Below are 23,142 nucleotides of genomic sequence, written 5' to 3'. Positions count from 1 at the left end.
CTTAACTTTCTTTAGCTCATTTGCCCAATCCTTCATAGCAAAATCAAGTATACTTTCGTTAAAGAATTATGATGCCGTTAAAACGCTTTTATACTGTATGCTGGCTGCTTCTGCTACTTTTGGCGGCACCTGTTGCTGTGGCCCAGGCCCAGGACCTGGAGCTGGCCAGAGAATATTTTAACAAAGGCGATTTTAGCAAAGCAGAGGATATTTACGGTAAACTGATACAGAAGCAACCGCTGTTTGATACTGTTTACCCCGAGTATTTAAAAACCCTGCTGGCGCAACGCAATTACAAAGAAGCCGAAAAATTAGTCAAGAAAACTATAAAGCGCTACCCCGGTAATGTAGCCTATGAAGTTGATCTGGGTTTGGTGTACCAGGCTGCCGGCAATGAAGCTGCTGCTGCAAAGCATTTCGATAAACTGATAGTACAACTAAAGCCGGAGCAAACAATTGTCCTGGCTAGCGTTTTTATGCAGCACCAGCTCTATGATTATGCTGAAAAAACATACTTACGCAGCCGCGAACTAACCAAAAACCCACTCGAGTATAACCGCCCCTTAATCGCACTTTATACCTATCGCCAGAAAAACAGCAGCCTTATTCCGGAAGCTTTAAACCTGTTGCAGCAGGATGAACAGGAACTGGCCTATGTACAAAATATGCTGCAGAACAGCCTGCGCGACGAGACCGGTTTTAAAGCGCTGGAGAAAGAACTTATACTTCGTGTGCAGCAAAACCCCGATAAACTTTCCTATAACGAACTTCTGATCTGGCTATATGTGCAGCAGCTTGATTTTTACAGTGCCTTGCTGCAGGCCCGTGCTGTAGATAAACGTACCCGAAGCGGCGGCACGCGCGTCATGGAACTGGGCACCATCAGCGCACAGAACAAAGATTACCAGGGCGCTATCGAAGCGTTTGACTACATCATCAAAGAATATCCCGAAGGGCCATACTACCTGATTGCCCGCCAACGCCTGATAAACGCCCGCGAAGAACAGGTACAGCATACTTTTCCGGTGGATGTAGCCAAAATAAGGACGCTGATTGCCGATTATGATGCTTTACTGAACGAAGTAGGGCGATCGGCGCAAACGGCGGAAGTGCTGCAGCACATGGCAAACCTATATGCTTTTTACCTGAATGATAAAGAAAAGGCTGTTACGCTGTTGCAGGAAGCCATTGCTATGCCACGCGCCAACCCTGATCTGGTAGCAGAAAGTAAATTAACCTTAGGTGATATTTATTTGCTGAAAGAAGAACCCTGGGAAAGTACGCTGCTATATGCGCAGGTCGAGAAAACAAACAAAGACACTCCTATTGGGTATGAAGCAAAGCTACGGAATGCACGCCTTAGCTATTTTAAAGGAGATTTCGAACTGGCCCAGGCGCACCTCGATATACTGAAACTGGCTACCAGTCGCGAAATTGCAAACGACGCCATGGACCTGAGCCTACTGATAACCGATAACACTGGCCTGGATACCTCTACAATGGCTATGGAGGATTATGCTGCCATTGAATTGTTGATCTTTCAGAATGATTTGCCAAAAGCGTTGCAAGCCCTTGATGCGATGTTGAAGAAATACCCTAGCCATAGCCTGACCGACGAAATATACTTTCAGAAAGCAACCGTCTATGAACGTACCGGCGATTTTACGCAGGCTGTAGCGATGCTTGAGAAAGTGATCCAGGCCCAACAGGATATTTTAAGCGACGATGCCTTGTACAAAGCAGCTTTTATTTACGAAGAAAACCTGAACAACCCCGATAAGGCCAAAGAGCTTTATAACCAATTGCTGGTAAAACACCAGGGCAGCATTTTTGCAGCCGAAGCCCGCAAGCGTTTCCGGAAGCTACGTGGCGATGGAGCCAATTAAAGCAAGTATAAAGTATACTTTTAAATCAGCTGAAGAAAATAAACAGGATAAGTATAAATACGAGGAAGAACCCGTACATAATCAGGTCTAAAGAATAATTTTTATACTTTTCAAAAATCTCTCTGAATCGTTTCATACTCAGTTGTGTTGTAGCCCTACAAAATTACAAAAATACCCCGAGGATAACCTGCACCAAGTATGGCTTTGATTTAAAGTCCTCTTAAAATGGCTACCTTTGCAGGTAATAACACAACAAAACAGCAATATGGAGAAGAGGTGGGTAATTAATGAACCGCCGCCCGCAGAGGTGGTAGAGCAGTTGGCAACAAGCCTGAAGATTAGCCCTACCTTAGCCAGCATCCTTTGCCAGCGCTCCGTTTGTGATTTTGAAGAAGCCAAAGCTTTTTTCCGCCCCGACCTTACTGCCCTGCACGACCCGTTCCTGATGAAGGACATGGCACTCGCTGTAAACCGCCTGAACGAAGCCCTGCATACTTCTGAAAAGATATTGGTGTATGGTGATTATGATGTAGACGGTACTACCTCTGTAGCATTAATGTATAGCTTTCTGCGGCAACATACCGAGCGCATCGAATACTACATTCCGGACAGGTATAAGGAAGGCTACGGTATTTCCACACAAGGGATAGACTGGGCAGCAGAGCATGGCTTTAGTTTGATTGTAGCGCTGGATTGTGGTATTAAATCAGCGGATAAAATTGCATACGCCAGCACCAAAGGCATTGACTTCATTATCTGCGACCACCACTTACCAGACGAAGATATTCCGAAAGCAGTAGCTGTATTGGATCCGAAACAAATAGATTGTCCGTATCCGTTTAAAGAGCTGTCGGGTTGCGGTGTTGGATTTAAACTGGCGCAGGCGTTCTCTATTCAGAATGATCTGAATATGGAGGAGGTATACAAACTGCTCGATTTAGTGGTGGTAAGTATAGCAGCTGATATTGTACCGATAACCGGCGAAAACCGCATTCTGGCGTACTATGGCCTGCGTTTACTCAACAGCCCGCAGCCCATGCGCCCCGGTTTGGAGGCCTTACGCGAACTGGCAGCCATCACCACAGATATGGATATTTCGAGCATCGTGTTTGGTTTTGCGCCGCGCATTAACGCTGCAGGGCGTATGGGCGATGCGAAAAACTCGGTAGGGATGCTGCTGGCCGATACTAAGGAAGAAGCCTTCCGGATGGCCGATATCATCAACGAATCAAATAAAGAGCGCCGCACCAAAGACTCTGATATTACCAAGGAAGCGCTGCAGATGATCGAGGCAGATGATTTTCTGCGGAACGCCAACTCAACGGTACTATACAAAGAAACCTGGCACAAAGGCGTTATCGGGATTGTGGCATCGCGCTGCATCGAAAAGTATTACCGGCCTACTATTATACTTACGCATTCCAATGGGAAAGCCTCGGGCTCTGCCCGTTCGGTGCATGGCTTTAACGTACACAATGCTATCGAGAGTTGCTCTGACCTGCTGGAGCAATTTGGCGGGCACATGTATGCGGCAGGCCTTACACTGCCCATAGAGAATGTACCGTTGTTCAGGGAGCGCTTCGAAAGTTACGTAACCAATACCATTACGGAAGAACAAAAAATACCCCAGATCGAGATCGACAGCAATCTCGAACTAAACCAGATAACACGTAATTTTTATAACATTGTAAGGCAGATGGAGCCTTTCGGCCCAGGCAACATGCGCCCGGTATTTGTGTCGGAGTGTGTGTATGATACAGGCTCGTTGCGCGTAGTAGGAGATTCGCATCTTAAACTCAGGCTGACACAGGATGGCTTTTCCAGCATCGATGCGATTGGTTTCGGGCTAAGTGATTATTATAAACCGATCTCTAAAGGCATCCCGTTCGATGTGTGCTATACCATTGAAGAAAACGTGTACCGGGGCAACATAACGCTCCAGTTACGGATAAAAGATATTCGCATAAACTAAAAAGAGGCCCCTTTACCGGGAGCCTCTTTTTTTATGGATGTATACTTTCTATTGCAAAGGATGCATGTGCTTTAATTGCTTTAAAGGGCTTAATGCATCAGAAGCAGTAAACTCCGGCAGGCAAAGCTGGCCTAGGCTATCCAAATCTCCGGCAAAAAAGTTAATATCCACAGCCGAGTTAATGCCTGCTATGGTTCCTCTGTCAGTGTATTGCCAGAACATCCATTTATCAGTATGGTGTACTTCAGGTTGCGCCGGGCTATAACGCGCTATCCAGAAATGATACTCCGGGAAGTGGCCCTGTAAATAGCGGCGGTAATAATTCTGATACGTATAAATGATGGGTTTAACGCCATAATGCGCCGTAATGGCTTCAAGCCAAAGCTTAATATCCTGGCGCATTTTCTCGGAGCTTATGTTTTTATCAAATACTTCGATATCCAGTACAGGAGGTAGATCGCCGGGCTCTAATGATACCGTATTGATGAAAAGGTCGATCTGGCCTTGTATGGGAGCTTCCGGTTTGTAAAAATGGTAGGCACCACGTTTAATGCCGTGGCGTTTTGTTTCTTCCCAGTTGCGCGCAAAGTATGGGTCCAGCCTGAAATCGGCTTGGGTAGCTTTTACAAAAGCAAACGAGATCTCGGCCTCTTTTACCAAGGCCCAATCCACTTCTTTTTGCCACCTGGATACATCGATGCCCTTGATGGTAGTTGTGGTGTTTGTTTTAAGATCAGTAGAATTGTTTGGAGTATTACCTGCACCTCCGGCCGAAACCACAGATGTACTTGCTATGCTCAGCGTGAACACGGCACTACATAAAACCAAAGCGCGTGAAAAAGAAGATAGAAATTGCGCCATATACGTAACTTATATTGAATGAGTTACAAAATAGTTATTAAATTTTTTCAAGGCAAGCCTTTTACCAACATTTATGCAGAATCGTAGAAGTATGCTATCAGAATATAAAAATTGTACTTGATTGGCATAACAAATGCTACACAAACGAGTGATTGCAGGATGCAGGTTAAATATGTAAATTAGCCCCGATGATATTAAGAGCAGAACATTTATTTAAGAAGTATAAAGCGCGTTCCGTGGTAAACGATGTGAGCGTGGAAGTAAATCAGGGAGAGATAGTGGGGTTGCTGGGCCCGAATGGTGCCGGTAAAACAACTTCTTTTTACATGATTGTTGGGCTTGTAAAACCAAATAGCGGTAAAATTTTCCTGGATACGGAAGATATTACGGCGCTGCCAATGTACCAGCGTGCCAAGCGTGGCGTAGGGTATCTGGCCCAGGAAGCATCGGTTTTCAGACAGCTTACCGTAGAGGAAAACATACTTTCGGTGCTCGAAATGACCAAGTTACCTAAAAAAGCGCAGCACGAAAAAGTAGAAGAATTGCTCGAAGAATTCTCTTTAACGCATGTGCGTAAAAACAAGGGAATTGTATTATCGGGAGGTGAGCGCCGCCGTACCGAAATAGCCCGCGCACTGGCCGTAGACCCTAAATTTGTACTTCTGGATGAGCCTTTTGCCGGCGTAGACCCGATTGCCGTGGAAGAGATCCAAAGCATCGTCGCAAAGCTCAAAAGCAAAAATATCGGCATCCTGATAACAGACCACAACGTAAACGAAACGCTTTCGATTACAGACCGCGCTTACCTGCTTTTTGAAGGTAAAATTCTGAAATCCGGTACTGCTGAAGAACTGGCCGCCGACGAACAAGTACGCCGCGTATACTTAGGAAAGCATTTTGAGCTCAAACGCAAAGTATGATTCTAATTGCTGGTTGTTGATTGTTTTTTCTCGTAGGTGGATTTTACGGATGAGGAAAAACACTTTCATACCAATGAATAAAGACCAATGGAATTGAACGAGATAGTAGAGAAGCATAGAGAGGTATATATTAAACAACTACGAGAATTTTACGAAGGAAGAGATGAAGGCATTAAGGAGGCTCTTTTAAAACTTGATACTGAAGAAAGTGGGCTTCTGTTTAACCTCTCACGAATGGACTACTTAATTAGGGTAAATGATGAGTGGAAGATTGAAGAACTATCACCTGATTCTTATATAAATCATGAACCTGTTGTGTTTGAGAATGGTAAACTTACAGTAGAGCTTTATCCATTATTCTGGCATGGTTGCCAATTTACAATAGAAGACGAATTAGGAGATTACAGTTATATAGAAGATTGGGCAAAGAGATGGATTGACGAAGAGGATACCTTTAAAATGAATAATGAAGGATTAACGGGAGCAATTCATAGTGTATCAATTCCTGAGCAGTCGAAAAACATACTAAAATTTACTGTTGATTTTGGCACAGCTCCTGTTGAATGTTTTATGGATTTGATAAAAGAATTAGAAAGCAAAGATGCAGGTATTGTTACAATAGAATCTCACAACTTGATAGAGGAATAGAAATTATGCATAATTCCTTTTAATAGTGCTCTGTATACTACAAAATTGCTAAAAATGGTTAAAAGCCTGATCAAACTGATGAACGATAACCAGAAGAGTTAATCTCAAACAATCAACAATTAGCAACCAACAATCAAATTGGAAATAATAAACTCAATCGTAACGTGGGTCATCAAAAAGCGGATCCACGACATCGACCTGTTTCGCAAATACCCGCATGATGTACAGCAGGAGCTTTTTCAGAACCTGCTGCATACAGCAAAGGGAACAGAGTGGGGTAAAAAGTATGGCTACGGCGATACCCTTTCTGTGCGCGAATTTCAGGAACGGGTGCCCATTTCTACGTACGAAGACCTTTTTCCATACATAGAACGCGGCCTGAAAGGGGAGCAAAACATACTTTGGCCTACGAAGATAGACTGGTATGCCAAATCATCAGGTACCACTAATGCGCGCAGCAAGTATATTCCGGTAAGCCCCGAGTCCTTGGAAGACTGCCATTACAAAGGCGGCAAAGATATGCTGTCGATCTACGTTAATAATTACCCGGATACCAAACTATTTACGGGCAAAGGCCTTTCTATTGGCGGCAGCCATCGCCCCAGCGAGTATAATGCAAAAGTGTCCTGTGGCGATGTATCGGCAGTAATTATGCAGAACCTGCCTATCTGGGCCGAAGCCATGCGTACGCCTCCGCTAAAAGTGGCGCTCATGGATAAATGGGATGAGAAGATAGAGAAGATGGTGGAGCTAACCGTGAACGAGAATGTAACCAGCATGAGCGGCGTACCCACCTGGACCTACCTTTTGTTTAAGCGCATTCTGGAAGTTACAGGCAAAAAAGACATTACCGAAGTATGGCCTAACCTGGAGTTGTTCACGCACGGCGCTGTAGCTTTTGGCCCGTACCGCCAACTGTTCAAAGAAATTATCCCGACCGATAAAATGCATTATATGGAAGTATACAATGCTTCCGAAGGCTTTTTCGGGATACAGGACCAGCGCGATACAGAAGATGAAATGTTGCTGATGCTGGATTATGGCGTTTATTACGAGTTTATCCCCATGGACCAGTTTGAAGCCGAGCAACCCACAACCCTGACACTGGACCAGGTAGAAGTAGGCAAGAACTATGCACTGGTTATTTCGACTAATGCGGGCCTGTGGCGCTACAAAATCGGCGATACCATCCGGTTTACAAGTATAGATCCTTACAGAATTAAAATTTCCGGACGTACAAAACACTTCATCAACGCGTTTGGCGAAGAAGTAATTGTTGAGAATGCCGAAGAGGCTATTACCAGAGCTTCGCAGCAAACCGGCGCTATCATCACTAATTTTACGGCGGCACCCGTTTTTATGGAAAGCGGCAAACGCGGTGGCCACGAGTGGCTGATCGAGTTTGAAAAAGCACCAGATAACCTGGCCCGTTTCACACAGGTATTAGATGAAACCTTACGGGAGATTAACTCAGATTATGATGCCAAACGCCAGCAGGATATTGCCCTGCAGGAGCCGATCGTGCACGCCACACAGCCAGGCACGTTTACAAACTGGCTGCGCCACAAAGGCAAGCTGGGCGGGCAGAACAAAGTGCCAAGGTTAAGCAACTCCAGAGAGTACCTCGAAGAAATTATGCAGGTAAACGGACTGAGTTAGTTCTGAGTTAAGCGTTCTGAGTGACGAGTTAAAGTAAAAAAGCCCCGGCAAGTATAAACTGCCGGGGCTTTTTTATTATTTGGTCTATCTAAGAAAGCCTTACCTGAAAGAATAAATTGCAGCAAACAAGCCTAACCCCAGAACTAGCAGTAAGAGCACATTGGCTATAACAGGAATGTTTTTCTCCTGGGTAGCTTTAACCCCAAGTACATTGCCGGTTACGATGCCAAACAATATCACATTAATAAGAGTCAGGATCTTATTGATAGCGTGCCAGATATGCGCAATTTTTAACGTCATTGGTCAGGTTGTTTATACTTAAAAATACGTGTTCTGTTTATACTTTCAAAATGAGATACTTATACTTTTAAGTATAACCCATTCGTAATTCTTAATTTGGAGCGCAGCGACCCTTATTCCAGCATGCCGCTGAACATACCGCCTTCTTTTCTCGCGTTCTGTCCATGCGGCATCAAGGCCTCGATCAGTTTCTTAACCGGCATAGACTGTAACCACACCCGGCCAGTACCGCGCAACGTTGCCAGAAAAATTCCTTCGCCACCAAAAATCATCGATTTAAGGCCACCGGCACGTTCCACGCTAAAATCAATTCCCTCTTCAAACGCCACAACGCAACCCGTATCCACGCGCAATACCTGGTTGTTTAACTGCTTCTCTACTACAGTGCCGCCTGCATGTATAAACGCCATGCCATCGCCTTGTATTCGCTGCAGTATAAAACCTTCGCCGCCAAAAAAACCGGCCCCTAAACGCTGGTTAAAATGAATGCTGAGTTTTGTGCCTAGCGCCGCCGCCAGGAAAGCATCTTTCTGCGCTATAATGCTATTGTTACGAATAGTTGTGAGGTCGATCGGAAGAATAGTGCCGGGGTAAGGCGCCGAAAAAGCAACACGACTTTTGCCATAACCACGGTGCGTAAAATGCGTCATAAACAATGATTCGCCGGTTATCATACGCGAACCAACCGATACCAGCTTCCCAAAAAAGCCCTGGTTCGGATTAGAGCCATCGCCCATTTTGGTTTCAAAATCGATGCCTTCTTCCATGTATACCATAGCGCCGGCTTCAGCGATAACGGTTTCCTGCGGATCAAGCTCAATTTCGAGTACCTGTATGTCGTTACCAAAAATCCTGTAATCTATTTCATGCGAGTTTCTCATAGTGTTTTGATAAGGTTGCTAATAAAAGCAAGATAAGATTTTACTCTTCTTCATCCTTATTTCGCTTGCCCTTTTTAGCGGGGAGTTTTACCGGCAGGTCGTCTTCTTTATCGGTAACAGCATTTGTGTTGCGTACAAAATCCTCGTCGGTCTCTTCTGCTTCTTCGCCTTCCTCTATATGGAATTCTTCTTCTTCGCGTTTGGCTTTCTCGGCAGCGTCACGTTTTACCAGCTTCTTGTCTTCCACGTTATCATCCAGAAACTCGTTTATGCGGTCGATGCTGTAGTTGGAAACGATTTCGCCGTGCTGGTTTACTTTTATTTCGAAGCCTTCCAGGTCTTTATGCACCTTCGATTTCTTTTTACTTTTATCGCTTTCTTTCTTATCCTTTGCCATAGCTGTGTGGGTTTATACTTAGAGCATATTTAAATTTTATTTTTACAAGCGAAAATTGGGCAGAAAAGGTTCTGGCGAAACGGTTTCTGAGATTCATAGCAGCGCTATGGGGCGAGGAAAACGTGAAGTCAGGTTCTTTTATGATCAGTTTGCAGCGTAAAATATAAATTTTAAACATGCTCTTAATGTTGTATAAGCGGAAGAAGTATAAATGGTTACATAACCATACTTTTAGGGCAAACAAAAAGGCTAACCGTTGCGGGTTAGCCTTTTATACTTTAGTAAGTATGATGATTAAGCAGCAGCGTAAGGCGCAAGCTTTTCGATGGCGTGCTCGATGCGCGTTTTCGTTTCAGCGGCACCAATTATCTCGATGATCTGCATCAGGTCGGGGCCAGCTTCCAGGCCAGTAACAGCTAAGCGAAGCGCCTGCATTACCTGTCCGATCTTCATGGCGTTACGCTCCAGAATCGTGTTCAGGAGCTCTTTTATACTTTCAGCGTTATACTCAGTTAAGCCGCCAAGCTCATCCTTAAAAGCCGTGAAAACCGCAACTGCCTGGCTGTTCCATTTTTTAGAAGCTACCTTTTCGCTGTAGGTTGTTGGAGCTTCGAAGAAGTATACCGCCTCGTTCCAGAAATCACTTGGCAAGGTTACACGCTCCTTCATCAGGCCGCTTATCTTAGTTGCTTTCTCCAGCGAGCAGGAAATATTGCGTTCTTCCAGGGCTTTTAAAAGGTATTGCGCCAGCTCTTCGTCTGGTTTGGCGCGCAGGTATTGTTCGTTAAACCAGCGGGCTTTCTGCCAGTCGAATTTGGTGCCTGACTTACCAATGCGCTCTACTGTAAACGCTTCGATCAGCTCCTGCATCGTAAATAATTCTTGCTGCGTGCCTGGGTTCCAGCCTAAAAATGCCAGGAAGTTAACAAAAGCTTCCGGCATAAAGCCTTTTTCGCGGTAACCCATCGATTTATCGCCTGTAATAGGGTCGGTCCACTCCAGCGGGAAAACCGGGAAACCAAACTTATCGCCATCGCGCTTGCTTAGTTTACCGTTGCCGTCTGGCTTTAACAGCAGTGGCAAGTGGGCAAACTCCGGCATGGTATCTTCCCAACCCAGGAAGCGGTACAGCAACACGTGCAGCGGTGCAGATGGCAACCATTCCTCACCACGTATTACGTGCGTTATTTTCATCAGATGATCATCCACAATGTTTGCCAGGTGGTAAGTCGGCATGCCATCAGATTTCATCAGTACTTTATCATCAATAGAAGAAGAGTGTACCATTACCCAACCCCGGATCATATCTTTCAGGCGGATCTCTTCTTTGCGCGGTACTTTTAAACGGATCACGTACGCTTCTCCGGATGCCAGGCGCTTCTTCACTTCGTCTTCCGGAAGCGTCAGCGAGTTTTTCATGGTGGCACGCGTGATGGCGTTATACTGTGGTGTAGCTACCTTGGCAGCTTTCAGGCGCTCACGCATTTCTTCCAGCTCTTCAGCCGTATCAAAGGCATAATAGGCGTGGCCGCTCTCTACTAGTTGCAGCGCATACTGCATGTACATCGGCTTGCGCTCCGACTGTCGGTAAGGCGCATATGGGCCACCTTTCCAGGGGCTTTCGTCCAGCTCAATGCCAGCCCACTCCAACGATTCGCGGATATAGTCTTCGGCACCCGGCACAAAACGGTTCTGGTCGGTATCTTCGATACGTAAAATCATGGTGCCACCCAGTTTGCGGGCAAGCAGGTAATTATATAAGGCCGTACGAACACCGCCAATATGAAGAGGCCCGGTCGGGCTTGGAGCAAAGCGTACTCTAACTTCTCTTTCCATGTAGGATTTAGGGTTATCTGTGGGGCAAAGGTACAAAATAAAGTATGGTTTTGTAAACCGAAATAGCAGCTCTTATACACTGGAAAGGAAACATAACTCCTGAAATGCGTATCTGCTAAGTATGTTCTATTTAAGGTTGGCACATGGTGCGTAAGCGGTTAAAGGATGCGTGGTGCCTGTTACAGGAAACCTGGCTGGAATTTTACGATAACAATTCTTTCCAGAAGGGGGCCGCACTGGCGTATTATACCATATTTGCATTGCCTCCCATGCTGATCATTATTATTAGTGCAGCGGGTTATTTCTTTGGCCAGAAAGCCATTTCCGGGGAGATCTACTTTCGTATCCGGGATATGATCGGGGCGGAGGGCGCATTGGCAGTGCAGGACATGGTAGAAAGTATAAATAACTTTGCCGGCCTCAGCATCGCTACTATACTTGGCGTAGTTACACTTTTTATAGCAGCAACCGGCGTATTTATTTCCTTACAGGATTCTATGAACGAGATCTGGTGCGTAAAACCGGTTCCGAAACATGGGTACTTAAAACTGTTTTTAGACCGCCTGCTTTCCTTCGGGATGATCCTGGTGCTGGCTATTATTCTGCTCATCTCGCTGCTCGCCAATACCATACTTGTTTACATCGGTGATTTTCTGACGGCCAAGTTCACAGGCTGGATCGTGTATGTACTGCACCTGGTCAATTTTGCGTCGGGTTTGCTGTTGATGTCGTTTCTGTTTGCCAGTATCTACAAATTTTTACCGGATGCCAAAATAAGGTGGCGGGATGTGTGGGTAGGTGCGCTGGTTACGGCTTTGCTGTTTTCTGTTGGGCGTGGCATTATCGGTTTATACTTGGGCACCAGCAATATGGCATCTATTTACGGCGCAGCCGGCTCGGTGGTGTTAATCCTGACGTGGGTTTTCTTTACCTCCCAGATCATCTTTTTCGGGGCGGTGTTTACGTTTGTGTACTCGCGCAAGTATGGCTTTAACATTTACCCGGCCGAGTACGCGGTGCGCGTGGTGCATACCGAAGTAGAAGTGGGCAGATCAGCGGTAAACGCTGAGCCCGGCAAACATGCAGCAGAGGTTTATGGAAGTGATGAGTATGGAGTAAAGGGCCAGGCTCCGGATCAAACAAATGCAGCAAATATCTGAGTCTGGAGAAGGGTACTCCAGAAGCTCAATAAAGTATAAAAGGGCAAAAGATAAAGTATAACTCCTTCCTCTTTTGCCCTTTTATCAAGAATCCTTCAGGAAAGCCTATTTAAAAGCGATGCAGGAAATCTCTACGTTCACATCTTTTGGCAAACGGCTAACTTCCACGGTTTCGCGGGCAGGCGGGTTGCTGGTAAAATAGCTGCCATAAATTTCGTTGATGCGGCCGAAGTTGTTCATATCCTTTACAAAAATGCTGCACTTCAATACGTTGCTGAAATCCATGCCCGCTTCGGTAAGTATAGCTTCCAGGTTTTTCATGACCTGGTGTGTTTCGTCTTCGATGCTGCTGCTTACCAGTTCACCGGTTTGTGGGTGCAACGGAATCTGGCCCGAAACATACAGGGTACCGTTTGCCATGGTTGCCTGGCTGTAAGGCCCGATAGGAGCCGGCGCATTTTGAGAGTTGATAATGGTATGTGCCATAGTTGGTTCTTTTAAATTTGTATCTTTAAGGCCAAATTACATAATTATATGAACATACTTGTTTTGTCGGGTACGGAAATGGCAGAAGAATTCGGTCAGAAAATTTCCGAGGGCATTCATCGTATCACCTATACGTCCGTTCCGGATGAGGAAATTGCTGCTACAGCCGATGTTATATTTGACTTTTTACTGCATCAGCAACCCGAACGCCTTTTAACTTACAAAGCTGACCATGTAGTGTTTTGCAATGCACCGTTTGTACAACTGGCAAGTCTGGTTTATACTTTAAATCAGAAACCTGCCTGTACTTTGTTTGGGTTTAATGGGCTGCCTACGTTCTTCAACAGGACTATACTTGAGGTAAGTATGTATGATGCACAGGATGCGGATAAGATGGCCGAAGTATGCAAAGCCTTGAATACGGATTACCAGGTAGTCGAAGACCGTGTAGGAATGGTGACGCCACGCGTTATCTGCATGATCATTAACGAAGCCTGTTACACGTTGCAGGAAGGCACCGCCAGTATAGCCGACATCGACTTAGGAATGAAACTCGGCACCAACTACCCGAAAGGGCCGTTTGAGTGGGCAAACCAGATCGGAATACAAAATGTTTATAAACTGCTGAATGCCGTTTACAAAGATACCCGTGAGGAGCGCTATAAGATCTGCCCGTTGCTCAAAACCAAGTACTTAAAAGGCGAAACATTTGAAGTATAAATTCTGCTTCTGAAGTATAAATTCAACGTATAAACCAAGAAGCCGTTTAGCGTTTTCAATTATAGTACCTGAACCTGCCGTTGTTGGTGTTTTCACCGACAACTACACTTTCACCGACAGCAGCTTACTAGTAAAAATACGCAGCAAAAGCCCCTGTAATTTAGTTGTTTAAAACGCTAAACAGCCTCCAGGTATACTATACTTTATAAACTAAAAAGAGGAAGCCGTTAAGCTTCCTCTTTTTAGTTTATAAAGTATAGTACTTACTCTACTGTTACTGATTTTGCAAGGTTACGTGGCTGGTCTACATTGCAACCGCGCAATACCGCAATGTGGTAAGACAGTAACTGCAACGGAATAACCGATAACAAAGGAACCAGTTGCTCGCTTGTCTCCGGAATTTCGATCACGTAATCTGCCATAGATGGGATAACCTGGTCGCCTTGCGTAACAATGGCAATAACCTGTCCTTTACGGGCGCGCACTTCCTGTATGTTAGAAACTACTTTCTCGTAAGAGCTGTCTTTTGTGGCAATTACCACAACTGGCATCTGCGCATCAATCAGGGCAATAGGGCCGTGCTTCATTTCTGCCGCCGGGTAACCTTCTGCGTGTATATAAGAGATCTCTTTCAGTTTAAGTGCACCTTCCAATGCAACCGGGAAATTATAACCACGGCCTAAGTACAGGAAGTTAGTTACATCTTTAAACACTGCTGCAATTTGCTGAATCTGGGCATCCAGCTTCAGGCATTCTTCTACTTTAGCAGGAATGTTCTCCATTTCCACCATTAACTGGCGAAGCTTGCTGTTCTCCAGCGTACCGCGCTTGCTACCAATGATCATGGCAATAAGGGTAAGCACTGTAACCTGAGCTGTAAACGCTTTTGTACTGGCTACACCAATTTCAGGGCCAGCGTGGGTATAAGCGCCAGCATCGGTGGCACGCGCGATAGATGAACCTACCACGTTACAGATACCAAAAATAGTAGCACCTTTCGATTTTGCCAGTTCCAGTGCAGCCAGTGTATCAGCGGTTTCACCTGATTGAGAGATCGCGATCACAATATCACGCTCGTTTACGATCGGGTTTCTGTAACGGAACTCAGATGCATATTCTACTTCAACCGGGATACGGGCCAGGTCCTCGATCAGGTATTCGGCTACCAGGCCGGCGTGCCATGATGTACCGCAGGCAACAATGATAATACGGTCTGCATTTACGAATTTGTTTTCGAACTCACGGATACCGCCCATCATTAAATGGTCTTTCTCGGCTACCATACGTCCGCGCATGTTATCTAAAATAGAGCGTGGCTGCTCGTATATTTCTTTTAACATGAAGTGCTCAAAACCACCTTTTTCGATAGACTCAAGTTCCATCTCAAGATGCTGCACATAAGGCGTTTGCTTAATGTCTTCCTTCGTGCGGATATCCAGCTGGCCATCTTTGATAACTGCCAGTTCGTAATCGTTCAGGTAAACAACATCTTTTGTGTACTCGATGATAGGCGTTGCATCAGACGCCAGGAAAAACTCTCCTTCGCCGATACCTACTACCAACGGGCTACCTTTACGGGCAGCGACAAGCTGATTTGGCGCATCTTTCGATAGAACCACGATCGCATAAGCTCCTACTACTTCGTGCAGGGCAAGGCGTACCGCTTCTTCCAGCGAGCACTTGTTATTGATGCGGATATCTTCGATCAGGTTAATGAAAACTTCAGAGTCTGTCTCGGACTGGAAAGTATGGCCTTTCTCTTCCAGAAGCGTTTTAAGGGCTGCATAGTTCTCGATAATACCATTATGAATAATGGCAATGTTACGGGAAGTAGAGAAATGGGGGTGCGCGTTCACATCGTTTGGTTCGCCGTGGGTAGCCCAACGGGTATGGCCCATCCCAATGTTTCCGCTTATATCCTGGCCGGCTAAATGCGCTTCCAGATCAGCAACTTTTCCCTTTTTTTTGTATACAGTCAGGTCGCTATTCATTAAAGCGATACCGGCACTATCATAACCTCTGTACTCCAGGCGCTTCAGGCCTTTCAGAATAACCGGGCAAGCCTCTCTATGCCCAACGTATGCAACAATTCCACACATAATGTTTGTTTTAGCAGGTAAAACAGAATAGGCACCCGTTAAGGCACCTATCGTGTAATAATTTATAGTTAATTAGAATTTCTTATTTCTCGATTTTCGAATAATAGATCAGCAGTTTTGCTTTCGTAGTGCCGGTTGCAGGGTTACTCAGAATAGTTCTGTAGGGCAACGGTTCTGGGCTGATAGAGAGGCCGCCGCCTTGCTCTTGCTGCACACGGGCCGGTGCTAATAACAAGCCCATATTCGGTTTGGTACCCAATAAGATAGCCTGTATATACGAGGTCATGTTTAAGGAATACTGCTTTTTCTCGCTGTTATACTGTAAAGTGGCAGGCGAAGTTGTACCATTTAATGCATATGCAACATCTTGTTGTACAGTAAGAGCTGTTCCGGCAGCATTTCTGATAATTCTGTTAGTATTGTTGGTCTGATACAGTACAAATTGCGGTACCGGCGTAAACGTAGCATCAGAACCGTTCTGAACCGGAAGTATAAGTTCAGCTCTGTTAATAATAATATCGCCTAATTTCTCCTTAAGCTTTTCCAGCTCCGGAAAGTTCAGTTTGGATAATAGCTGGGTGTTGGTTTGCACATAACTTAAATCGCCGGTGCTTTCAGAAGAAACAAAATCACGGTTATTAGTTAATGCTGCTACAGCCGTACCTGTGCGGTTTGTGGTTATGTTAGAAAAATAACGCTGCGAGCCTAACAGGAAAGTATGTTTCTTGGGCGTTGTGCCATCCATGTAGCGCAATACCATTTTCGTGCTGTCGGCAGTTAGCTTAAGTGCCAGCATACTGGCTGCATCATTTGCAGGTACAATCGCTAACCCTTTCAGGAATGTGTTAAACGCCTGTTGCGAGGCAAGGTCGCCGGTTCCGGATTTGCTGATCAGGGACTGCGTAAACTCCTGGCTCAGCTGGATCTTTACAAAAGTTTTGGCGATGGTAGAGTCATTAACAGTACCTTTTTTCTTTACAAGCTCAGGGATGATAGTTGCGCTACCCAACAGTTTTTCATAAGGAAGGCTGCTGTTTTTAAAGTAGGATGTTTTTTCATCGAAGCCTTCTTTCAACTGGTATAAATTGATCGTAAGCGGCTTACTCTTGTCCCCGTAAATGTTGCTGTAATCCAGTGTGAGCTCCAAAGAAGTAGCAACCGGGTTATCGCCAAATTTAAGGGCAGTTGCTGCATTCAGGCCAACTTCTGTAAAGGTAGTAGCGGCGCTGCTTCCTAAAACAGGATCGTTAAATTTACCTAAAAGTGCCGGTACTGATCTTAAGGCAGGAATTGAATCTGATAAAAGAACCGTTCCCGTTTTAACTTCATACTCCGTATAGGTGGTGCCTATCAGGTTTTCATCCTGCAGTTCGATACCAATTTCAGTTGGGTCTTCGCAGGAGGCAAGTGCGAAGATAGATAAGAAGAAAGGAAGAAGTCTTCTAGTTGCTGAGCTCATTATATAAGTTATAGTATGAATCTAAAAGGGTATCGTCAGGAGTTACAGTATTGATGTTCTTTTTCTGCATAAACTCACTGAAAAGCGCATTGATATTTTCACTGAAATCTTCATTCGTCTTGATCACCGAGTCAGCGTACTCCATACCAATCTTTATAAAGGCATCGGTATCCGCAGACTGTAAAGGCGCCAGCATACTATCATCAATATCCAGCATCTTTACTTTCTCAGCCAGGTCGCCATCAAATTTATGCTTATAGTTGTTATTATAAACCGTGAACATCGACTTGGCATCTTTAAAGATCGGATCCTTCTTGTATGTCGTTTTCAGATACATCGGGATCAGGCCTGTCATCCAGTCGTTGCAATGCACAATGTCCGGAGCCCAGCCTAATTTTTTAACTGTTTCCAGCACGCCTTTGCAGAAAAAGATAGCACGTTCATCGTTATCCGCGTGAAATTTATTATTCTTGTCAACGAAAACGGATTTTCTGTGGAAATAGTCTTCGTTATCGATAAAATATACCTGGAGCTTGGCATTTGGGATAGAAGCTACCTTAATGACCAGTGGTTTTTCGTCTTCGCCAACGGCAATGTTAATACCAGAAAGGCGAACTACTTCATGCAAACGGTTTTTACGCTCATTAATAATACCAAATCGCGGAACAAAAATTCGGATTTCCATTCCACGCTCCTGCATACCCTGTGGTAACGTGTTCAGAAACTCAGCTACTTTAGTGGTTTGTAAGAAAGGATTTATCTCGGTGGCAGCGTACAGAATTCGCAATTTAGACATGATAAGGAATTAAAAATGTATAAGCAACAGTAATGGGACGTGCAAAATTAGCATTTTTTATTCTAATTTTCAATTTTATGCGTTATAACTTGCATTCGCACGCCTTTATTAAGAGTAAATCAAAACAATGAAAGTATGGAAGTAATTACGCAGGCCCGGGAAATGCTCCGAAAAGTACAGGAACTGCGCTGTAGCGGCAAAACGATCGGGTTTGTGCCCACCATGGGCGCGTTGCACGAAGGGCATCTGCAGCTTCTGCGTGCATCCGGCCGGGAGAACGATGTAACCGTTTGCAGTATTTTTGTAAACCCCACACAGTTTAATAACCCAGACGATTATACCCTTTACCCGCGTACCCTGGAGCAGGACAGCGACTTGCTGGAAAGTATAAACTGTACCTATCTTTTTGCACCAACGGCAGCGGAGATGTATCCGCAGCCATCGCTGTTGCAATTTGGTTTTGGCGCCTTAGAGGGCGTGATGGAAGGAGAGAAGCGGCCAGGGCATTTTAATGGCGTAGCTACTGTAGTGAGCAAGCTTTTCCATCTGGTGCAGCCGCATCGTGCTTATTTTGGCCAGAAAGATCTGCAGCAGGTAGCCATCTTGCGGCAGTTGGTGCAGGGCCTGAGTTTTGACCTGGAACTGGTTTGTTTCCCGACGGTACGCGAACCAGACGGGTTGGCTATGTCATCGAGAAACAAACGACTCACGCCTGAGCAGCGGCAACAGGCAATACATCTATACAAAGCCTTGCAACAGGCCGCCTCGCAGCTAAGCCATACTTCAGTAGAAAGTATAAAGCAAGAAGCAATAGCTTACCTAAATGCTATAAATGAAATAGAAGTGGAGTATTTCGAAATAGTAGATGTGCTTACCCTGCAACCGCTGCAAAGTATAAATCCGCAGCAGGAAGTAGCTATTTGTGTAGCAGCTTTTGTAGGGGAGGTGCGCCTGATCGATAACTTGCTTGTGAATCTATAAAGCCTGTAATTTGTTTTCGCTCAGTAACAAAGGCAGGCATAGCTTCTGATAGTTATTTACCTTCCTATTTTCTAACTTTGCGCTTTATTACAGCCCCGCACCATGTATATTGAGGTTTTAAAATCTAAAATTCACCGTTGTAAAGTAACACAGGCCGAACTACATTATGTAGGCAGCATCACGATAGACGAAGATCTGATGGATGCCGCTAATATGGTGGAAAACGAAAAAGTAACCATTGTAAATATCAACAACGGCGAGCGTTTCGAGACTTATATTATTAAAGGCGAACGCGGTACCGGCACTATCTGCTTAAATGGGCCGGCTGCCCGCAAAGTGCAGGTAGGCGATATCGTTATTGTGATTTCTTACTGCAGCATTAAGTTCGAAGACGCAAAAGCACACGTTCCTACTGTTATCTTCCCGGATCAACACAACCGCCTGATCTAACCTGTGCATGAAAAACCTGCTCACGGTTCTGAAGTATAGCTTGTTGCTGGGCGCATCTGCCTTTTTGATGTGGTACGCCTTAAAAGAGCTGGATTTCGAGAAATTGTGGGCAGAGCTGCAAAGCGCAAAGTATGGCTGGGTTATTTTATCCCTGGTTTTGGGTATTGCGGCCTATGTAAGCCGGGCTTATCGCTGGCAGATGCAGATAAAGCCAACCGGCATCACACCATCGCTGCTTAATACATATAATGCCATGATGGTAGGTTATGTAGCCAATCTGGTGTTGCCGCGTATGGGCGAAGTGGTAAGGTGCAGCATACTCAAAAAAACCGATAACCTGCCGGTAAATACAGGTTTCGGAACTGTGATAGCTGAGCGGTTTATTGATATGGTGATGCTGTTGCTGATCACGGGCCTTACCTTCCTGGTAGAGTTCAACCGCATCCGCGACTTCTTTTTCGGACTCTTTTCTGATAAGTACAGCAGCATTTCCCAAAGCCTGAACTCCTTCTATTACCTTGGCGCTGTTCTGTTTGCACTCCTGATTGTTGGCGTTATACTTATTGTTGTATTCCTGAACAGGCTGCGCAGTAACAGGTTCTACAAAAAGGTAGTCGGCTTTGTGCAGGGTATGTTGCAAGGCATCTTCAGTATCTCCAAAATAGAAAATAAGTTTAGTTTCTGGGCACATACCGTATTTGTGTGGGCAATGTACTACGGCATGAGCCAGGTGGTGTTTTACGCCTTGCCTGCTACACAGAGTTTGCCTTTGGGAGCCGGTTTATCGGTGTTGGTGGCAGGTAGCCTGGGTATGGCGGCGCCCGTGCAGGGTGGTATTGGCGTATACCATTTGGTAGTACAGGCTACGTTGCTTTTATATGGCGTACCTAAAGAGGAAGCAATGGCATATGCTTTGCTGGCTCATACTTCGCAAACATTGCTCGTTGTAATAATGGGCGTATTTAGCTTTATGATCAGTATGTTGCAGCAAAAGAAAAATAGCGCTGCCTTAAATTACCAAAACCACGCATCTGCACATGAACTCAAACGATAAAATATTTGCACTTCCTGCCTTGGAGCAACAACTTAACGTATGGCGCGGGCAAGGTTGTAAAATTGTGTTTACCAATGGCTGCTTCGATATCCTGCACCTCGGGCATGTAGATTATCTGGAGAAAGCCCGACAACTTGGCGATAAACTTATACTTGGACTTAATACAGATGCGTCTATTAGTCGTATAAAAGGGCCAAGCCGCCCGCTTCAGGACGAAATGTCACGGGCCCGGGTTATGGCATCGCTTTTGTTTGTGGATGCCATAGTACTATTTAACGAAGACACACCGTTAGAGTTAATAAAGGCTGTTCAACCCGATATTTTAGTAAAAGGAGATGATTATTCCGTAGAGAACATTGTAGGGCAGGATATTGTTACTGCTAAAGGTGGCGAAGTTAAAACGGTGCCACTTGTAAAAGGGTATTCTACTACCAACATTGTAAAAAAGATAGAGAATAACATTAAGTTAACTTAAAGATTAAAGATAACCATGGCTGGTATATATATAATAGGTATTTTATTTATGTTGATTAGCTGGCTCGTGAGCTGGCGTTTAAAAAGTAAGTTTAAGCAGTATTCGCAGGTTCCGTTAAGCTCTGGCTTAAGTGGCAAAGAGATTGCAGAAATGATGCTGGCTGATAATGGTATTACAGACGTACGTGTTATCTCTGTAGCCGGTAAGCTAACCGACCATTACAACCCGGCTGATAAAACGGTTAACCTGAGCGAGTATGTATACGAAGCACGCAGCGCAGCAGCAGCGGCCGTAGCGGCCCACGAATGTGGCCACGCGGTGCAGCATGCCAGAGCTTATAGCTTCCTCAAGTTCAGGTCGGCAATGGTGCCTGCGCTAAGTATAGCCTCACGTTACATGCAGTGGATTCTTATTATTGGTATTTTGATGCTGCAGACCACACCGCTGCCCTTAACAATAGGGGTTGTATTATTTGCACTCACTACCATATTCAGTTTTGTAACACTGCCTGTAGAGTTTGACGCCAGTAAGCGCGCCTTGGCCTGGATCAGTTCACGTGGTATTGTAACTTCTCAGGAACTTACCATGTCGAAAGATGCACTTAAATGGGCTGCTTTAACATATGTGGTAGCAGCACTTGGTTCTCTGGCAACCTTACTTTACTATGTGTCGCTCCTAATGGGCCGCCGCGATTAAGTAATGGTATTTTATTCTGATAATAAGTAACATTATGTGGCGCCACTTGTTTGCAAAAGCAGGTGGCGCTTTTGTTTTAACAAAGTATACCTTAGTAATAATTAAAATATTCGGCACACATAATAATTATTAGAAAGCCGTGTTGAATAAATGCAAGTGAATTTTATAATTTTGCACTGGAAATATATCGATCAACCATACCTATACCAAAAAAAGTATGAACTTTCAATTAACAGAGGAGCATTTGGCCGTACAGGCTGCCGCCCGTGAGTTTGCACAAAACGAACTCCTGCCAGGCGTAATAGAGCGCGACGAGCACCAGAAATTCCCGGCCGAGCAAATCAAGAAGATGGGAGAGCTTGGATTTATGGGCATGATGGTAGATCCAAAGTATAATGGTGGCGGCATGGATGCTGTTTCCTATGTACTGGCCATGGAAGAAATCTCTAAAGTAGATGCTTCTGCTTCTGTAGTAATGTCTGTAAACAACTCGCTTGTTTGCTGGGGAATTGAGCAGTACGGCACAGAAGAGCAAAAACAAAAATACCTGACCAGATTGGCTACCGGCGAAATCATCGGTGCATTCTGCTTATCAGAGCCGGAAGCAGGTTCTGATGCAACTTCGCAGCGCACCACTGCCGAAGACAAAGGCGACTACTATTTACTGAACGGCACCAAAAACTGGATCACGAATGGTAGCACCGCATCTGTATACATTGTAATCGCACAGACAGACGTTGCAAAAGGCCACAGAGGTATAAACGCACTTATTGTAGAGCGTGGCGCTGAAGGCTTTGTAATAGGCCCGAAAGAGAACAAACTGGGAATTAGAGGCTCTGATACGCACTCTTTAATGTTTACTGACGTAAAAGTACCTAAAGAGAACCGTATTGGTGAAGATGGCTTCGGGTTTAAGTTTGCGATGTCTACGCTGGCAGGTGGCCGTATTGGTATTGCCTCCCAGGCATTAGGTATTGCATCAGGTGCTTACGAGCTGGCTGTGAAGTATGCCAAAGAGCGTAAAGCTTTCGGAGTGGAGATTGCAAAGCACCAGGCTATCCAGTTTAAACTGGCTGATATGGCGACTAACATCGAGGCGGCACGTCTGCTTTGTTTGCAGGCTGCCCACGACAAGGATACGCACCAGGATTACGGTAAGTCAGGGGCAATGGCAAAGTTATTTGCATCTAAAGTAGCAATGGAAACAACGGTAGAGGCAGTGCAGGTACATGGCGGTTACGGTTTCGTGAAAGAATACCATGTGGAGCGTTTAATGCGCGATGCCAAAATTACACAAATCTATGAAGGTACTTCAGAGATACAAAAAATAGTAATTTCGAGAGAATTGCTTAAGTAAAAAACCGCTTAAAACCTTGTTCCTGTGTGGTTTGGGCTAAGAATAGTCT

General features: G+C 45.0%; 22 protein-coding genes. 13 read left to right on the top strand and 9 right to left on the bottom strand.

The window, feature by feature from the left end; translation table 11 throughout:
* Positions 1–68 precede the first annotated feature (68 nt).
* Both DP923_RS04045 and recJ read left to right on the top strand, forming a co-directional pair.
* On the top strand, positions 69–1,886 hold the full coding sequence (locus DP923_RS04045) for a tetratricopeptide repeat protein (RefSeq protein WP_239020930.1): 1,818 nt from the start codon (positions 69–71) through the stop codon (positions 1,884–1,886).
* A 265-nt stretch (positions 1,887–2,151) separates the two neighbouring features.
* Positions 2,152–3,858, top strand: coding sequence for a single-stranded-DNA-specific exonuclease RecJ (recJ, locus tag DP923_RS04040; protein WP_112304809.1), 1,707 nt, complete (start codon positions 2,152–2,154; stop codon positions 3,856–3,858).
* Between the two features lie 48 nt (positions 3,859–3,906).
* Here the strand turns inward: recJ and DP923_RS04035 are convergent, their stop codons facing one another.
* Positions 3,907–4,719: a glycoside hydrolase family 25 protein gene (locus DP923_RS04035; protein ID WP_112304501.1), complete on the bottom strand. Its 813-nt coding sequence runs from the start codon at positions 4,717–4,719 to the stop codon at positions 3,907–3,909.
* Positions 4,720–4,907: 188 nt separating this feature from the next.
* On the opposite strand from DP923_RS04035, the gene lptB reads away from it, so the two are divergent.
* The 3 genes from lptB to DP923_RS04020 all read left to right on the top strand — a co-directional run bounded on the left by lptB (position 4,908) and on the right by DP923_RS04020 (position 7,946).
* Positions 4,908–5,639: an LPS export ABC transporter ATP-binding protein gene (gene lptB, locus DP923_RS04030; protein WP_112304500.1), complete on the top strand. Its 732-nt coding sequence runs from the start codon at positions 4,908–4,910 to the stop codon at positions 5,637–5,639.
* 87 nt (positions 5,640–5,726) lie between these two features.
* The gene (locus DP923_RS04025) at positions 5,727–6,287 is read left to right on the top strand and encodes a hypothetical protein (RefSeq protein WP_112304499.1); all 561 of its coding nucleotides are present in this window, start codon (positions 5,727–5,729) and stop codon (positions 6,285–6,287) included.
* Between the two features lie 138 nt (positions 6,288–6,425).
* Complete coding sequence (locus DP923_RS04020) at positions 6,426–7,946, top strand: GH3 auxin-responsive promoter family protein (protein WP_165838141.1); 1,521 nt, start codon at positions 6,426–6,428, stop codon at positions 7,944–7,946.
* Between the two features lie 99 nt (positions 7,947–8,045).
* On the opposite strand, the gene DP923_RS04015 is transcribed toward DP923_RS04020, so the two are convergent.
* The 4 genes from DP923_RS04015 to gltX all read right to left on the bottom strand — a co-directional run bounded on the left by DP923_RS04015 (position 8,046) and on the right by gltX (position 11,360).
* Complete coding sequence (locus tag DP923_RS04015; RefSeq protein WP_112304498.1) at positions 8,046–8,246, bottom strand: hypothetical protein; 201 nt, start codon at positions 8,244–8,246, stop codon at positions 8,046–8,048.
* Positions 8,247–8,359: 113 nt separating this feature from the next.
* Positions 8,360–9,127: a TIGR00266 family protein gene (locus DP923_RS04010; protein ID WP_112304497.1), complete on the bottom strand. Its 768-nt coding sequence runs from the start codon at positions 9,125–9,127 to the stop codon at positions 8,360–8,362.
* Between the two features lie 40 nt (positions 9,128–9,167).
* A complete protein-coding gene (locus DP923_RS04005; RefSeq protein WP_112304496.1) occupies positions 9,168–9,524 on the bottom strand; it encodes a hypothetical protein in 357 nt (118 codons plus the stop codon).
* A 294-nt stretch (positions 9,525–9,818) separates the two neighbouring features.
* A complete protein-coding gene (gene gltX, locus DP923_RS03995) occupies positions 9,819–11,360 on the bottom strand; it encodes a glutamate--tRNA ligase (protein ID WP_112304494.1) in 1,542 nt (513 codons plus the stop codon).
* Between the two features lie 143 nt (positions 11,361–11,503).
* Between gltX and DP923_RS03990 the strand changes: the two genes are divergently transcribed.
* On the top strand, positions 11,504–12,520 hold the full coding sequence (locus DP923_RS03990) for a YihY/virulence factor BrkB family protein (RefSeq protein ID WP_112304493.1): 1,017 nt from the start codon (positions 11,504–11,506) through the stop codon (positions 12,518–12,520).
* Positions 12,521–12,625: 105 nt separating this feature from the next.
* On the opposite strand, the gene DP923_RS03985 is transcribed toward DP923_RS03990, so the two are convergent.
* Entirely contained in the window at positions 12,626–13,006 is a 381-nt protein-coding gene (locus DP923_RS03985) for a RidA family protein (RefSeq protein ID WP_112304492.1), read from the bottom strand.
* A 48-nt stretch (positions 13,007–13,054) separates the two neighbouring features.
* On the opposite strand from DP923_RS03985, the gene DP923_RS03980 reads away from it, so the two are divergent.
* Positions 13,055–13,726, top strand: a complete 672-nt coding sequence (locus DP923_RS03980; RefSeq protein WP_112304491.1) for a 3-hydroxyacyl-CoA dehydrogenase family protein — start codon at positions 13,055–13,057, stop codon at positions 13,724–13,726.
* A 263-nt stretch (positions 13,727–13,989) separates the two neighbouring features.
* On the opposite strand, the gene glmS is transcribed toward DP923_RS03980, so the two are convergent.
* The 3 genes from glmS to DP923_RS03965 form a co-directional block, all read right to left on the bottom strand.
* Complete coding sequence (glmS, locus tag DP923_RS03975) at positions 13,990–15,825, bottom strand: glutamine--fructose-6-phosphate transaminase (isomerizing) (protein WP_112304490.1); 1,836 nt, start codon at positions 15,823–15,825, stop codon at positions 13,990–13,992.
* Positions 15,826–15,907: 82 nt separating this feature from the next.
* Positions 15,908–17,284 carry a DUF4270 family protein gene (locus DP923_RS03970; RefSeq protein WP_112304489.1) on the bottom strand — a complete coding sequence of 459 codons (1,377 nt, stop codon included), beginning with the start codon at positions 17,282–17,284 and terminating at the stop codon, positions 15,908–15,910.
* Complete coding sequence (locus DP923_RS03965; RefSeq protein ID WP_112304488.1) at positions 17,268–18,080, bottom strand: glycogen/starch synthase; 813 nt, start codon at positions 18,078–18,080, stop codon at positions 17,268–17,270. Before DP923_RS03965 ends, DP923_RS03970 begins: the two co-directional genes overlap by 17 nt.
* Before the next feature lie 135 nt (positions 18,081–18,215).
* Between DP923_RS03965 and panC the strand changes: the two genes are divergently transcribed.
* The 6 genes from panC to DP923_RS03935 all read left to right on the top strand — a co-directional run bounded on the left by panC (position 18,216) and on the right by DP923_RS03935 (position 23,093).
* Positions 18,216–19,061, top strand: a complete 846-nt coding sequence (panC, locus tag DP923_RS03960) for a pantoate--beta-alanine ligase (protein WP_112304487.1) — start codon at positions 18,216–18,218, stop codon at positions 19,059–19,061.
* 102 nt (positions 19,062–19,163) lie between these two features.
* A complete protein-coding gene (gene panD, locus DP923_RS03955; RefSeq protein WP_112304486.1) occupies positions 19,164–19,511 on the top strand; it encodes an aspartate 1-decarboxylase in 348 nt (115 codons plus the stop codon).
* Positions 19,512–19,518: 7 nt separating this feature from the next.
* Positions 19,519–20,565: a lysylphosphatidylglycerol synthase transmembrane domain-containing protein gene (locus DP923_RS03950; protein WP_112304485.1), complete on the top strand. Its 1,047-nt coding sequence runs from the start codon at positions 19,519–19,521 to the stop codon at positions 20,563–20,565.
* Positions 20,549–21,040, top strand: coding sequence for a D-glycero-beta-D-manno-heptose 1-phosphate adenylyltransferase (gene rfaE2, locus DP923_RS03945; protein ID WP_112304484.1), 492 nt, complete (start codon positions 20,549–20,551; stop codon positions 21,038–21,040). Before DP923_RS03950 ends, rfaE2 begins: the two co-directional genes overlap by 17 nt.
* Before the next feature lie 15 nt (positions 21,041–21,055).
* Positions 21,056–21,736: a zinc metallopeptidase gene (locus tag DP923_RS03940; RefSeq protein ID WP_112304483.1), complete on the top strand. Its 681-nt coding sequence runs from the start codon at positions 21,056–21,058 to the stop codon at positions 21,734–21,736.
* A 217-nt stretch (positions 21,737–21,953) separates the two neighbouring features.
* A complete protein-coding gene (locus DP923_RS03935) occupies positions 21,954–23,093 on the top strand; it encodes an acyl-CoA dehydrogenase (protein WP_112304482.1) in 1,140 nt (379 codons plus the stop codon).
* The last annotated feature ends 49 nt before the right edge of the window (positions 23,094–23,142 follow it).

Origin of the sequence: Pontibacter arcticus (assembly GCF_003284895.1) — a bacterium.
GTDB lineage: Bacteria > Bacteroidota > Bacteroidia > Cytophagales > Hymenobacteraceae > Pontibacter > Pontibacter arcticus.
This window is presented reverse-complemented; position numbering and strand designations above follow the sequence as displayed.

Excerpts from the sequence above, each read along its gene's own strand:
- DP923_RS04045 (WP_239020930.1), top strand. The coding sequence starts at position 69 with ATGATGCCGTTAAAACGCTTTTATACTGTATGCTGGCTGCTTCTGCTA.
- recJ (WP_112304809.1), top strand. The coding sequence starts at position 2,152 with ATGGAGAAGAGGTGGGTAATTAATGAACCGCCGCCCGCAGAGGTGGTA.
- DP923_RS04035 (WP_112304501.1), bottom strand. The coding sequence starts at position 4,719 with ATGGCGCAATTTCTATCTTCTTTTTCACGCGCTTTGGTTTTATGTAGT.
- lptB (WP_112304500.1), top strand. The coding sequence starts at position 4,908 with ATGATATTAAGAGCAGAACATTTATTTAAGAAGTATAAAGCGCGTTCC.
- DP923_RS04025 (WP_112304499.1), top strand. The coding sequence starts at position 5,727 with ATGGAATTGAACGAGATAGTAGAGAAGCATAGAGAGGTATATATTAAA.
- DP923_RS04015 (WP_112304498.1), bottom strand. The coding sequence starts at position 8,246 with ATGACGTTAAAAATTGCGCATATCTGGCACGCTATCAATAAGATCCTG.
- DP923_RS04010 (WP_112304497.1), bottom strand. The coding sequence starts at position 9,127 with ATGAGAAACTCGCATGAAATAGATTACAGGATTTTTGGTAACGACATA.
- DP923_RS04005 (WP_112304496.1), bottom strand. The coding sequence starts at position 9,524 with ATGGCAAAGGATAAGAAAGAAAGCGATAAAAGTAAAAAGAAATCGAAG.
- gltX (WP_112304494.1), bottom strand. The coding sequence starts at position 11,360 with ATGGAAAGAGAAGTTAGAGTACGCTTTGCTCCAAGCCCGACCGGGCCT.
- DP923_RS03990 (WP_112304493.1), top strand. The coding sequence starts at position 11,504 with ATGGTGCGTAAGCGGTTAAAGGATGCGTGGTGCCTGTTACAGGAAACC.
- DP923_RS03985 (WP_112304492.1), bottom strand. The coding sequence starts at position 13,006 with ATGGCACATACCATTATCAACTCTCAAAATGCGCCGGCTCCTATCGGG.
- DP923_RS03980 (WP_112304491.1), top strand. The coding sequence starts at position 13,055 with ATGAACATACTTGTTTTGTCGGGTACGGAAATGGCAGAAGAATTCGGT.
- glmS (WP_112304490.1), bottom strand. The coding sequence starts at position 15,825 with ATGTGTGGAATTGTTGCATACGTTGGGCATAGAGAGGCTTGCCCGGTT.
- DP923_RS03970 (WP_112304489.1), bottom strand. The coding sequence starts at position 17,284 with ATGAGCTCAGCAACTAGAAGACTTCTTCCTTTCTTCTTATCTATCTTC.
- DP923_RS03965 (WP_112304488.1), bottom strand. The coding sequence starts at position 18,080 with ATGTCTAAATTGCGAATTCTGTACGCTGCCACCGAGATAAATCCTTTC.
- panC (WP_112304487.1), top strand. The coding sequence starts at position 18,216 with ATGGAAGTAATTACGCAGGCCCGGGAAATGCTCCGAAAAGTACAGGAA.
- panD (WP_112304486.1), top strand. The coding sequence starts at position 19,164 with ATGTATATTGAGGTTTTAAAATCTAAAATTCACCGTTGTAAAGTAACA.
- DP923_RS03950 (WP_112304485.1), top strand. The coding sequence starts at position 19,519 with ATGAAAAACCTGCTCACGGTTCTGAAGTATAGCTTGTTGCTGGGCGCA.
- rfaE2 (WP_112304484.1), top strand. The coding sequence starts at position 20,549 with ATGAACTCAAACGATAAAATATTTGCACTTCCTGCCTTGGAGCAACAA.
- DP923_RS03940 (WP_112304483.1), top strand. The coding sequence starts at position 21,056 with ATGGCTGGTATATATATAATAGGTATTTTATTTATGTTGATTAGCTGG.
- DP923_RS03935 (WP_112304482.1), top strand. The coding sequence starts at position 21,954 with ATGAACTTTCAATTAACAGAGGAGCATTTGGCCGTACAGGCTGCCGCC.